Annotated in this window: 13 protein-coding genes; 11 read left to right on the forward strand and 2 right to left on the reverse strand. The window is 33.0% G+C overall.

The features are described from left to right. Nucleotides 1-284, reverse strand: a 284-nt coding sequence (locus AC4FRF_RS12560) for a sodium:solute symporter family transporter (protein ID WP_491159904.1), incomplete at its 3' end; no start/stop codon positions are given. 412 nt (nucleotides 285-696) lie between these two features. Continuing rightward, nucleotides 697-1,425, reverse strand: coding sequence for a biotin--[acetyl-CoA-carboxylase] ligase (locus tag AC4FRF_RS12565; RefSeq protein WP_491159905.1), 729 nt, complete (start codon nucleotides 1,423-1,425; stop codon nucleotides 697-699). Nucleotides 1,426-1,521: 96 nt separating this feature from the next. Here AC4FRF_RS12565 and rsfS point away from each other — a divergent pair, with 96 nt between their 5' ends. The 11 genes from rsfS (at nucleotide 1,522) to AC4FRF_RS12620 (ending at nucleotide 12,508) form a co-directional block, all read left to right on the forward strand. Further along, nucleotides 1,522-1,893, forward strand: coding sequence for a ribosome silencing factor (rsfS, locus tag AC4FRF_RS12570; protein ID WP_026715516.1), 372 nt, complete (start codon nucleotides 1,522-1,524; stop codon nucleotides 1,891-1,893). A gap of 16 nt (nucleotides 1,894-1,909) precedes the next feature. After that, entirely contained in the window at nucleotides 1,910-3,835 is a 1,926-nt protein-coding gene (gene ftsH, locus AC4FRF_RS12575; protein WP_491159906.1) for an ATP-dependent zinc metalloprotease FtsH, read from the forward strand. 110 nt (nucleotides 3,836-3,945) lie between these two features. Continuing rightward, nucleotides 3,946-4,548, forward strand: a complete 603-nt coding sequence (locus AC4FRF_RS12580) for a lactate utilization protein B/C (protein WP_491159907.1) — start codon at nucleotides 3,946-3,948, stop codon at nucleotides 4,546-4,548. A gap of 1 nt (nucleotide 4,549) precedes the next feature. Continuing rightward, entirely contained in the window at nucleotides 4,550-5,440 is an 891-nt protein-coding gene (locus AC4FRF_RS12585; protein WP_491159908.1) for a phosphatidate cytidylyltransferase, read from the forward strand. Continuing rightward, nucleotides 5,430-6,083: a phosphatidylserine decarboxylase family protein gene (locus AC4FRF_RS12590; RefSeq protein WP_491159909.1), complete on the forward strand. Its 654-nt coding sequence runs from the start codon at nucleotides 5,430-5,432 to the stop codon at nucleotides 6,081-6,083. The genes AC4FRF_RS12585 and AC4FRF_RS12590 overlap by 11 nt, the downstream gene beginning before the upstream one ends. Further along, a complete protein-coding gene (locus AC4FRF_RS12595; RefSeq protein WP_491159910.1) occupies nucleotides 6,083-6,343 on the forward strand; it encodes an acyl-CoA-binding protein in 261 nt (86 codons plus the stop codon). The genes AC4FRF_RS12590 and AC4FRF_RS12595 overlap by 1 nt, the downstream gene beginning before the upstream one ends. Before the next feature lie 16 nt (nucleotides 6,344-6,359). Next, nucleotides 6,360-7,136, forward strand: coding sequence for a superoxide dismutase (locus AC4FRF_RS12600; RefSeq protein ID WP_491159911.1), 777 nt, complete (start codon nucleotides 6,360-6,362; stop codon nucleotides 7,134-7,136). Nucleotides 7,137-7,306: 170 nt separating this feature from the next. Next, nucleotides 7,307-8,938: an OstA-like protein gene (locus AC4FRF_RS12605; protein ID WP_491159912.1), complete on the forward strand. Its 1,632-nt coding sequence runs from the start codon at nucleotides 7,307-7,309 to the stop codon at nucleotides 8,936-8,938. A gap of 102 nt (nucleotides 8,939-9,040) precedes the next feature. Continuing rightward, a complete protein-coding gene (locus tag AC4FRF_RS12610; protein WP_491159913.1) occupies nucleotides 9,041-10,234 on the forward strand; it encodes an aspartate aminotransferase family protein in 1,194 nt (397 codons plus the stop codon). A gap of 127 nt (nucleotides 10,235-10,361) precedes the next feature. Then, on the forward strand, nucleotides 10,362-11,756 hold the full coding sequence (locus tag AC4FRF_RS12615; protein ID WP_491159914.1) for a tetratricopeptide repeat protein: 1,395 nt from the start codon (nucleotides 10,362-10,364) through the stop codon (nucleotides 11,754-11,756). Between the two features lie 2 nt (nucleotides 11,757-11,758). Then, the gene (locus tag AC4FRF_RS12620; protein ID WP_491159915.1) at nucleotides 11,759-12,508 is read left to right on the forward strand and encodes a shikimate dehydrogenase family protein; all 750 of its coding nucleotides are present in this window, start codon (nucleotides 11,759-11,761) and stop codon (nucleotides 12,506-12,508) included. The last annotated feature ends 90 nt before the right edge of the window (nucleotides 12,509-12,598 follow it).

The following is a 12,598-nucleotide window of genomic DNA, read 5'->3' on the forward strand; positions in this document are numbered from 1 at the left end:
ATGATAATTAAAGCAATCGCAGCAATCCACTCGTAAGCGGCAACAGCAATTCCTAAGAAGAAACCTTCTCCACTCATTCCAATAAACTGCTCAGCTGAAATATTAGAAGCAATAAGTGAAGCTCCAATAGCCCACCATGTTAAGGTTCCTTCAGCTAAGAAATATGCCTTAGCATCGTGTTCGTTTTTTTCGCGCTTGCGATAAACAATGTACCCATAAATAGATACTATTAAAAAGTAGACAATGAATACTGCATAATCTGCAAATTCGAGACTTGAACTCATAAGTTAATAGATTTTAGTTGATTAATGAAAGTTTATTTAGATAAAAAAATATTCTCAATTAACTTTAAAATTTAATTCTATAATCTTTCATTTTCCAATTAAGAATAACAGTTATTAAAGATTTTAAAGCCTCCGAATTTCGCTAAAAATATCACTATAAAATCACACATTTGTTTTATTCTGGGAGATTTTTTACGAAAAACGAAATCCAAAAGTAAAATAAAAATACTTATTTACATCATTTTTTTAAATGTAAATTCAACATTTAAAACCAAGCACACACACAAACAACTAAAAAACAACACTTTAGAAACATTAAAAAACAATTATTTTTTTCATAAGGATCCATTAAACCTTTAAATCTTTCTTAAAACACACCAAAAAGATGGGGTTAAACCCAAAAAAAATTAAGTTAATAAAGCATTTGAACTTCTTTAAGACCATATTCTGTAATAACATCATTTTCTAAAAGAAGGATTAATTTTCCAGTTTTAGAAACACCTTTAATTATTCCCATAAATGGCTTTGATTCATTACAACTAAAAGGCATAGGAACGTCTTTTTTAAAAAGTAAGTCCATATAATTTATCCATAAAAGCGAGGAATTTGATTGTAATAATTTTAAATTAGATTTCAATTGTTCTACAATTAAATTTACTAGTTCTTCTTTATCAAAGCTAGAATTGGCAACAACTGCCATTGAAGAAGCCTTAGGCAGGTTATCAAAATTGGTCTGATTGACATTTAAACCTATCCCAATAATTGAAGCAATTGAACCATCACTTTTTAAACTATTTTCAATTAAAATGCCAGCAAGTTTAAAATTAGCTGACATAATGTCGTTAGGCCATTTAATACTTAAATTCTTAATCTTAAATTTTTCAAGTACTTCTACAACAGACAAGGCTGTTGCTATATTGAGCTGATAAATCCCATCTATACCTACTAACAAATCTTTTACAAAAACACTCATTATTAGATTCTTAGACTTTTCTGAACTCCATACTGCTCCCATTTGCCCACGTCCTTTTGTTTGATTCTCAGCAGTAACTACTGTAAAATTTTCCAGTTCTTGCGAAGTCGATAATCCTTTAAGAAAATCATTTGTAGAATCTATGGCATCGAGTTTGATTAATCTCATTAGCAATTATTTTTGTAACAAATTTTAATATTATGTTAAGGTTCGAAAATAATGACAAAAAATGGTAACTTTACAAACTTATTATAAAAATAATTCATGGCAAAAAAGACTGTAAATAATGATGCATTACTGGCAAACATTATCAAAGGAATAGAAGAAGTAAAAGGAAATGACATAGACATTCTCGATCTTAGAGAAATTGATAGCGCAGTTTGCGACTATTTTGTTATCTGCAACGGAAATTCAAATACTCAAGTTAACGCAATTGTTAACTCCATTCAAAAAATTGTTTCAAAAGAAATCAAAGACAAACCTTGGCATGTTGAAGGAACTGACAATGCCGAATGGGTACTTATGGACTATGTAAACATTGTAGTTCATGTTTTCCAAAAACAAATTAGAGAATATTATAATATCGAAAGTTTGTGGGGTGATGCAAAAATTACTACAATTGCAAACAAATATTAAAGAAAGATAAAAAATAATGGCAAAAGATAATAATCCAAACCCTAATAAATTTAGAATAAGTCCATGGTTAGTATACACTGCCATTTTGCTTATTTTCTTGTTTATAAGCTTTGTAACAGGTAGTTCAAGCTTGCAAGAACCTGCTCAATTAACTTCTTCTAAATTTAATGTTTACTTAGACAAAGGGCAAATTGAAAAAGTAATTGTTTACAACAAATCAGAAGCTGAAGTTTTTTTAAAACCTGAAGCATTAAAAGAAAAGGAACACCAAAGAGTTGCTAAAGATATATTTGACCGTCCCAACAAAGGACCTCAATATACTTTTGAAATTGGAAACGATCAGATTTTCCAAACTAAACTGGAGAATGCCGTTAAAGAAGGAAAGCTAAAAGACTTTAATTTTCTTGCAAAAAGCAATTGGTCAGACATCGTAATTAGTCTACTTCCTGTTATCATCATCATAGCGGTATGGATTTTTATTATGCGCAAAATGTCTGGTGGTGGCGCTGGTGGTGGTGGCCAAATTTTCAACATTGGAAAATCAAAAGCAAAACTTTTTGATGAAAAAAATGATGTAAAAACAACCTTTAAAGATGTTGCAGGACTAGAAGGTGCTAAAGAAGAGATACAAGAAATTGTAGAGTTTTTAAAAAATCCTGAAAAATACACCAATCTAGGAGGAAAAATCCCTAAAGGAGCACTCCTTGTAGGATCTCCAGGAACAGGAAAAACCTTGCTAGCAAAAGCGGTAGCTGGAGAAGCGCAAGTTCCATTTTTCTCATTATCGGGTTCTGATTTCGTAGAAATGTTTGTTGGTGTTGGTGCTTCAAGAGTACGTGACTTGTTCAAACAAGCCAAAGAAAAATCGCCTTCAATTATCTTTATTGATGAAATTGATGCAGTAGGTAGAGCTAGAGGAAAAAACAACATCTCGGGCGGAAACGACGAAAGAGAAAACACCCTAAATCAATTACTGACAGAAATGGACGGTTTTGGTTCCGATTCTAATGTAATTGTATTGGCAGCAACTAATAGAGCTGATGTTTTAGACAAAGCCCTAATGCGTGCCGGACGTTTTGACAGACAAATTTTTGTAGACTTGCCGGACATTCGCGAAAGAGCAGAAATTTTCAAAGTTCACTTAGCACCTATTAAAAAAGTTGAAGGTTTGGATTTAGATTTCCTTGCCAAACAAACTCCTGGTTTTTCTGGTGCAGACATCGCAAATGTTTGTAACGAAGCGGCTTTAATTGCTGCCCGAAACAACAAAACTGCGGTTGACAGACAAGATTTCCTTGATGCAGTTGATAGAATCATTGGTGGATTAGAAAAGAAAAACAAAATCATCACACCAGACGAAAAAAGAGCCATCGCTATTCACGAAGCAGGTCACGCTACTGTAAGCTGGATGTTAGAACACGCTGCTCCACTTATCAAAGTAACTATTGTTCCTCGTGGTCAAAGTTTGGGTGCCGCCTGGTATTTACCAGAAGAACGCCAAATTGTCCGTCCGGATCAAATGCTAGATGAAATGTGCGCTACAATGGGAGGAAGAGCTGCTGAAAAAGTAACTTTTAACCGCATTTCAACGGGTGCTTTGAGTGATTTAGAAAAAGTAACAAAACAAGCTCGTGCGATGGTTACCATCTACGGATTGAATGAAAAAATTGGAAATGTTACTTATTACGATTCATCAGGACAAAATGAATATAGTTTTTCTAAACCTTACTCAGAAGACACTGCAAAAATTATAGACACTGAAATATCGGCACTTATAGAAAGTCAATATCAAAGAGCTATTGAAATATTAGAAGAAAACAAAGACAAGTTAAATCAGCTTGCCAATATTCTTATTGAAAAGGAAGTGATTTTCAAAGACGATTTAGAAGCAATTTTTGGAAAAAGAAGCTTTGACAAAAACTTAGAAGAAACAGTCTCTTAATAAGGCTTTTAATATAAATTATTTAAAATCTTAATTCAAAACCGCGTTTTGAATTAAGATTTTTTTATCTTTGGACGGTTACAAACAATATATAAAGTACCCTACAAAATATGAGTCTTTTTAGAAAACTTTTTGGATCTAGTATTTCACCATCAGATGAGGAAAAAGAAAGTCAAAGCAACAACTTTTTTCCTGACAACAACATCTCTGTTGACGAACGATTTATCTACAATTTTAAAAAAAATGGAGGTAAGTTTTTATACTGTGAAAATGCACAAGAAGTAAAAGATCAATTTGAAAACATCCTAGAAGAAAACGATTGGTTTGAAAGTGAAGTATTGTGTTATGACACCAACCTATTTGGATTACTAGAGGAAAATAAACTTTTATACAACAGGCCATCAAGCCCTAAATTCTTATTATCAAGCTGTGAAAACTTAATTGCCGAAGAAGGTTCTATTTTATTTTCTTCTAAACAAATTAAGCAACACAAGCCAAATGAACTACCAACCAACATTGTAGTTTTAGCAACCACAAGTCAAATTTTAGCAATGAAAAGTGATGGGTTAAGTGCTATCAAAAAGAAATACGAAAGAGATTATCCTACCAATATTACCGCTATAAAATATTTTGAAAAAGCAAAAGAAGAAGACTTTACTCAGTATGGCAGTTCTGCTAAAAATCTTTATTTATTGCTTTTAGAAGATCTTTAAAATGAATGAAACTCTAAAAAGATCAATATCAGGCGCTATCTACATTCTATTATTGCTAGCTTCTATATTATTTTCTACCGAAAGTTTTTTTATACTCTTTGGTATATTTTTAATTATTGCTATCTACGAATTTTGCAACCTAACGCAAGTAAACAAAACACTTCCGTTAATTGCTGGTATTCTATTATATAGCAGCATCACCTTAATAAGTCATTACAACAAAATCACTACCGAAACAATCAATACGTATTTAGGTACTAATATCGAAATTACGGTCAACATTCAGCAGCTCAATATTATATTACTAGCCACAACCTTAGTCGTATCTGTAAAATGTATCCTTTTCCTTTTTTACGATAACATTCAAAAAATAAGTACTTCATCTAAATACCTTTACCTTTTTGGTTATATCATATTACCATTTATATTTATTACGAAAATATCATTTGGTATCAAAGATTACAACCCTAAAATCATTATTGGGTTATTCCTCTTAATTTGGACCAATGATACCTTTGCCTACATAGTTGGTAAATCAATTGGAAAACACAAATTATTAGAACGTATTTCACCAAAAAAAACCATTGAAGGCTTTATAGGAGGAATTCTATTTGCCATTGTTGCTGGTTATCTAATCTCTAAATTTTATATTAAACCTAATCCACAATTTAGCCAACAATCTATTTTAATATGGACTTCAATTGCAGCTATTGTTGGCGTTTTTGGAACTATAGGCGATTTAATAGAATCTAAATTTAAGCGCATTGCTGGTGTAAAAGACAGTGGAAACATCATGCCGGGACACGGAGGTGTACTAGATAGACTAGATAGTGTTATATTTGTAGCACCAATTATATTTTTATTTTATCAAATTTTAAATTATGTTTCATAAAGAAGGAACCAAGACCATTTTATTAGGTATTATTTTTACAGCTGTAGTACTACTAATTGCCGACAACTGTATTGATACAATCTGGCTTCAAAAAGGATTACAAATAGTTGCTTTTTTGATTTTAATTATCATTTTACAATTCTTTAGAAACCCAAAAAGAACGGTACTAATTGACGAAAACCAAATTCTTGCTCCCGTAGATGGAAAAGTAGTTGTTATTGAAGAAGTGTATGAAGGAGAATATTTTAAAGACAAACGTTTACAGATTTCTATCTTTATGTCACCTATTAATGTACATGTTACCCGATATGCGATGAGCGGAATTGTAAAATTCAGCAAATACCACCCTGGTAAATTCTTAGTGGCCTGGCACCCAAAAGCAAGTGAAGAAAACGAAAGAACGACTGTAGTAGTCGAAAACAAAACTTTTGGCGCAGTTTTATACCGTCAAATTGCCGGTGCCTTAGCACGCAGAATTGTAAATTATGCCGAAGAAGGAATGCAAGTTGTTCAAGGAACCGATGCTGGTTTTATTAAATTTGGCTCAAGAGTAGATTTATTTTTACCTTTAGGTACTCCAATAAATGTTGTTTTAAACCAAAAAGCAATTGGAGGGAAAACAATTATTGCAACAAAAAAATAATGACTGAAAAAGATTTAGAAACTAGGTTTAATGAAGCTGTAGAAAAAGCCTCAAAAATGACTCAGGCATCTTTACCACAAGATGTTCAGCTACGTCTTTATGCTTTTTATAAGCAAGCAACTATTGGCACTATGGAAATTAGACAAACTTCTAATTTTCACTTAAGAGATGCTTTTAAAACCAATGCTTGGATGCAAATTAGTCATCTAACTGCCGATGAAGCAAAAGAAAACTATATTGAAATCATCAATTCTCTCTAAAAATAGTACAATCATCATGAAAAAGTTTTTTTTTATACTTACAAACCTACTATTTTTTAGTTTTTTAATCTCTTGTAATAATAAAAAACTAACCGAAGTAGTTGAAGTTCCATTACCTACCGCACAAGAAAAAGTATCAATTGGATTTCCCGACGATGTCAAAGCAAACCCAGGATCTTTTTTATTAGATAAACTCCCTTATCCGTATGATGCATTAGCTCCTACTATTTCGCCATTAACATTACAGGTACACTATTCTAAACTTTATTTAGCTTATACTAATAATCTAAACAGAATACTAGCCGGAACAGAATACGAAAACATGTCTATTGAAAACATCTTAGCTAAACTAGATGTCAACGATACTGAGTTAAGAAACAATGCTGGCGGTTTTTACAACCACTCACTTTATTGGAAATCCATGGCTCCAGATGCTGGTGGAACTCCAAAAGACACTATTGCTTCGGTTATCAATAGAGATTTTGGTTCTTTTGACGATTTTAAAACCGCTTTTAAAGGAGAAGCTATCAAACAATTTGGCTCTTCTTGGGTCTGGTTAATTGTCGATAAAGCTGGAAAACTAAAAATTACCTCTTCTCAAAACCAAGACAATCCATTGATGCGCAATGCAGCTATACCAGGTACTCCTATTTTAGCCTTAGATTTATGGGAGCACGCCTATTATCTAGGACACCAAAACAATAGAAATGGTTATATTGAATCTTTCTTCCATGTAATTAATTGGGATAAAGTAAACGAGAATTACCTCAATTCCTTTATAAAGAAATACTAATTTTCTATTTCAGAAAAACATTCAAAAGCCGATGTATCTTTTTTTAGTTATACATCGGCTTTTTTATTAAATACTAAATCAAGAAAATCTCAGTTTTCAAAATCATAAATAAATAGTAATATTTATTGGGTTTGTTTCCTTTTTTATAAATTTGACAAAAATATACACCCTTGAATAAATCACTATATTTCATCTGTTTTGGTTTGTTTTTACTTCTTTCAATAAAAGTAAACGCACAAACACCTAAAAAAATAATTATTGAACATTCTGATTTCGCCGATGTAAATCAGGCCGAAATGCCAGATGCTTTTTTATTAACCGGAAATGTAGTGGTAAATCATGATGGTGTGGTACTAACTTGCAACAAAGCTTATTATTTTCAGAAAGAAAACTACATCAAGGCCTTTGGTAACGTCCAATTGGTTCAAGGAGACACCTTATATTTGAATAGTAAGTATGCCGAATATAATGGTAATGTAAAAAAAGCATTCGCAACCGGTGATGCAGTTTTAAGTTCTCCTGAATCTACTTTAAAGACCGATACTATAAATTTTGACCGAAATACTCAAGAGGCATTTTATAACACTAAAGGAATAATTACAAATAATGAAAATACTTTAGAAAGCAACTCCGGTAAATATTATGTGGCTCAAAAGAAATTCCAATTTCTAAGTGCGGTTACTATCACTAATCCAAAATATGTTATCAAATCCAATCATTTGGATTATTACAGCAATTCGGGGCATTCTTATTTGTTTGGTCCTTCAACAATAACTAGTAAAAATAATTACATCTATACCGAAAAAGGATTTTATGACACCAAGAAAAATTTGGCACATTTTCTTCGAAAATCCTACATCAAATATGATGACCGTCTAATTGAAGGTGATAGCTTGTATTATGACAGAAACAAAGAATTTGCTTCGGCTACGCGAAATGTAAAAATTACAGACACTATCAACAAAGGCATTGTAAAAGGACATTATGCCGAAATTTTCCAGCAAAAAGATTCCATGTTTGTGACTAAAAGGGCAGTTGCCATCAACCTTGTAGAAAATGATTCGGTATACATTCATGGAAAAAAACTGATGATTACCGGAAAAGAAGGTGACCGAATTATTCGTGCTTTCAACAATGTACGATTTTATAAAACTGACATGAGCGGAAAATGTGATTCCATCCATTCCAGTACTAAAACTGCACTCACTAAACTCATTGGAAACCCTATTCTTTGGAATGGCGAAAGTCAAATAACAGGAGACCTCATGCATCTTATTGGCGATAGCAAAACACAAAAACTAGATTCTCTCAAGGTACTCAACAATACCTTTATTATTTCCAAAGACACCTTAGGAACAGGCTACAACCAGATAAAAGGGATGAATCTATATGGTAAATTCAAAGAAGGAAAATTACACGATGTAGATATTGTAAAAAACACTGAAGTGATTTATTATATGCGCAATGACGACAAAGAACTCATTGGTATCAATAAAAATGTAAGCAGTAAAATCAATATTCTTTTTGATAAAAATACTATAGAAACCATTACTTTTTTCCAACAAGTTGATGGCGATATTTTCCCCGAAGACGAACTCGATGAGCACGATAGAAAATTCAGAGGCTTTAAATGGCGTGGTGATGAAAGAATAAAATCCAAAGACGACATCTTTACCGAAGAAGAAAATGAATACAATGACAAGATGATTGAAGAAGCTAAAAAAGAAGATGCCAAGGAAAATGTTCCAATGAAAATTAGAAAAGAAACCTTAGATTACGACAAAAAGAAGAAAAAGAAGTAATCAATGTTCTTTTTATAGTAGGCAGTATTCAGTACGTATTAATAACTAAAAAAACTCCGTGACTTTGCGAATATCTTTGCGAACTTTGCGGTAAAAAAAAACGTGAATAACGATTTTATAAAATACCAAGCACAAACCTCACCCTATCCATTAGGAATGGAAGTTTCACATGCCATAGGTTCTTATATCTACGACACCAATAATAAAAAATATTTAGATTTTGTTGCGGGAGTTTCGGCCTGTACTTTAGGACACCAACACCCAAGAGTCAATCAGGCCATAAAAGACCAATTAGACAAATATTCGCACGTAATGGTCTATGGAGAATATTCGCAAAGCCCAGCCGTAGAATATTGTAAACTGATGGCTTCCCTTCTACCCGCTCCCTTAGACAAGACCTATTTAGTCAATTCGGGTACCGAAGCAATTGAAGGATCTTTAAAACTAGCGCGAAGAGTTACTGGCAGAAGCCAATGGATTTCTTGCCTTAATGCCTACCACGGAAACACCATGGGCTCCATGAGTGTTATGGGATTTGAGGAACGCAAACAAGCCTTTCGACCATTAATTCCAGATGTAGATTTTATCACATTCAATAACGAAGCCGATTTAGAAAAAATAACAACCAAAACTGCTGGTGTTTTACTCGAAACCATACAAGGAGGAGCTGGTTTTATAGAACCACATAACGATTTCCTGAAAAAAGTTCGTGCCCGATGTACAGAAGTGGGTGCCATGATGATACTTGACGAAATACAGCCTGGTTTTGGTCGAACAGGAAAACTTTTTGGTTTTCAAAATTATGATATTGTCCCTGATATTGTTGCCATGGGAAAAGGAATGGGTGGCGGAATGCCTGTAGGTGCTTTCACAGCATCATCGGCTATGATGGATTTATTGACTGAAAATCCAAAATTAGGGCATATCACCACATTTGGCGGACATCCTGTCATAGCGGCAGCCTGTTTAGCCACTTTGAAAGAATTAACCGAAACTAACCTCATGCAGGAAGCTTTAGAAAAAGAAAAGCTTTTCAGATCACTTTTGGTACACCCTTTGATACAAGAAGTTAGAGGAAAAGGATTAATGCTTGCTGCAATGACCGCAGATGCTGAAATCACGAATGAAGTGATATTAAAATGTCAAGACAAAGGACTTATTTTATTCTGGCTCCTCTTTGAAGGATGCGCCATCAGAATCACACCTCCTTTAACCATTTCTAAAGAAGAAATACGTGAAGGATGCGCTATAATACTAGAAGTAATGGACGAAGTTATGGCTTCAACTAAAAAATAAACTCAACACTTCAATTGACCAAGTCACTTTTGTTAATTAAATTGTTCACAATAATTCATTTTTTTCTTCAAAAATAACACTAAGGATGCCTAACTTTAAGCTAGGCCAAATTCTAAAAACAGAAAGTATGCAACTAAGCAACGAAGAAGAAGATTATAACTTATCTCTATCCAAATTTGAGTCCATGTTAAAAACCAACAAAGTACTCTTTTTTGACTCTGAAGAGTTTGAAGAAATTATACTTCATTATTTAGATACAGGTAAGGCCGCTTTAGCTAAAAAAGCGCTTAAATTAGCATTAGACCAACACCCTAAGTCTACAGGCTTAAAACTCGTTCAAGTTGAAATGCTAGTTTATGATGACAAATTGGATATAGCTGAGAAATTACTCAACGAGCTATATGCCATTGAACCGAACAATGAAGAAATTTATATTCAAAAGGCTAACATCTACTCTAAAAGAGACCAACATGAAAAAGCCGTTGAATTACTAAAAATTGCTTTACAATACACCGATGATTATGCCGATGTGTATAATTTAATTGGGATGGAATACCTTTTCATGGACAATCTAGAAGCTGCTAAAGAGAGTTTTATCAAATGCTTGGAAGAAGATATCGAAGATCAATCCGCCTTGTACAATGTGGTTTATTGCTTTGAATTTTTAGATCAAAATGAAGAAGCTATTAGCTATTTAGACAACTATATTGATAAAAATCCCTATAGCGAAATTGCTTGGCACCAAAAAGGAAGACTGCATTACGGACTTAAAGATTATGAAAAAGCCATTCGTGCCTTTGACTATGCCACACTTATTGATGACGAATTTCTTGGTGCTTTTATGGAAAAAGCTAAAGCCCTGGAGCGTTTAGAAAAGTATGATGAAGCCATTGAAAGCTATAACAGAACCATCGAATTAGACGATGCTACTTCGTATGCTTTGCTTCGAATAGGAAAATGCCATGAAAAATTAGGCAATAAAGTACTTGCGCTGAAATTTTACAATGAAACCGTTCATGAAGATCCTCTTTTAGACAAAGGATGGATTGCTATAACGGATTTCTACTTGCGTGAAAAAAACTTTCAAAAAGCTTTATTTTACGTAAACAAAGCTTTAGCTATAGACAATCAAAATCGTTTGTACTGGAAAAGATATGCTTCTATCAACAAACAAATGAACTTTTTTGAAGAAGCTGAATTTGGTTATAGAAAAGCCGTAGAATTTGGTGATACCGAATTAGATACTTGGTTATTCTGGGTGGATATTTTACAATTTTTAGGCGAATTTGAAAGTGCTATTCACACCTTATTACAAGCTGCGGATTATTTCCCAGAAGAAAACGAAATTGAATACCGTTTAGCAGGTCTTTATTTTATGATTCAAGACAATAGAAAAGCGAAATTCCATTTGAGCAATGCACTCCGATTGAATTTTGACAATTACATCTTGATCGAAGACTTATTCCCTGTAGTTTGGACAAAAAAAATGGTACAAAATTATATCGAAAAACACAAAAAATAATAATGACCCAAAATTCAAGAAAGCGCTTCGGGCTACTGGGGCGCAATATCAGTTATTCTTTCTCTAAAGGACATTTTACAACTAAATTTGAAAAAGAACAATACCAAGGTTATACCTATGAAAATTTTGATATTCAGGAAATCAGTTTATTTCCTGAAATCATTAAAAATACCGAGCATTTAAAAGGCTTAAATGTTACTATCCCATACAAAGAAGATGTCATTCCGTTTTTGGATAAGTTATCTAAAAAAGCAACTAAAATTGGAGCAGTAAACACCATTAAAATAACAAAAAAGGGAAAACTCAAAGGCTACAATACGGACTATTTTGGTTTTTTAAAATCCTTAAAACCCTTATTGCAACCGCATCACAAAAAAGCGTTGATTTTAGGTACTGGTGGTGCATCTAAAGGTGTTGCCTTTGCATTAGAGGAACTGGGAATTGAGTATGCTTTTGTTTCCAGAAAAGCATCTGAAAAAGCTATTGATTATAGTCAACTGGATTCTGCCACTTTTCAGGAATACCAGATTGTAATCAACTCAACACCTATTGGAACAAGCCCAAATATTGAAGCTTGTCCTGAGATTCCTTATGAATTCTTTACAGAGCAACATATTGCTTATGATTTGATTTATAATCCAGCAGAAACGCAATTTTTGAAAAATGCTGCAGCACGTGGAGCTCAAACAAAAAACGGATTGGACATGCTTATTTTTCAGGCCGAAAAAGCTTGGGAAATTTGGAATAAATAATCTTCAAGATGAACTTCCTCAGCTCTCATTTAATATATCAACAAAGAAAAACAGTAGAGCAAAAATTTATATAATCATTATTCAAGGGGA

The sequence above is a fragment of the Flavobacterium sp. ST-158 genome, from assembly GCF_058309975.1.

What these genes read in the sequence shown, in the direction of transcription:
- rsfS (WP_026715516.1), top strand. Translation starts at nt 1,522, where the DNA reads ATGGCAAAAAAGACTGTAAATAATGATGCATTACTGGCAAACATTATC.
- AC4FRF_RS12590 (WP_491159909.1), top strand. Translation starts at nt 5,430, where the DNA reads ATGTTTCATAAAGAAGGAACCAAGACCATTTTATTAGGTATTATTTTT.
- AC4FRF_RS12615 (WP_491159914.1), top strand. Translation starts at nt 10,362, where the DNA reads ATGCAACTAAGCAACGAAGAAGAAGATTATAACTTATCTCTATCCAAA.
- AC4FRF_RS12580 (WP_491159907.1), top strand. Translation starts at nt 3,946, where the DNA reads ATGAGTCTTTTTAGAAAACTTTTTGGATCTAGTATTTCACCATCAGAT.
- ftsH (WP_491159906.1), top strand. Translation starts at nt 1,910, where the DNA reads ATGGCAAAAGATAATAATCCAAACCCTAATAAATTTAGAATAAGTCCA.
- AC4FRF_RS12565 (WP_491159905.1), bottom strand. Translation starts at nt 1,425, where the DNA reads ATGAGATTAATCAAACTCGATGCCATAGATTCTACAAATGATTTTCTT.
- AC4FRF_RS12595 (WP_491159910.1), top strand. Translation starts at nt 6,083, where the DNA reads ATGACTGAAAAAGATTTAGAAACTAGGTTTAATGAAGCTGTAGAAAAA.
- AC4FRF_RS12585 (WP_491159908.1), top strand. Translation starts at nt 4,550, where the DNA reads ATGAATGAAACTCTAAAAAGATCAATATCAGGCGCTATCTACATTCTA.
- AC4FRF_RS12620 (WP_491159915.1), top strand. Translation starts at nt 11,759, where the DNA reads ATGACCCAAAATTCAAGAAAGCGCTTCGGGCTACTGGGGCGCAATATC.
- AC4FRF_RS12600 (WP_491159911.1), top strand. Translation starts at nt 6,360, where the DNA reads ATGAAAAAGTTTTTTTTTATACTTACAAACCTACTATTTTTTAGTTTT.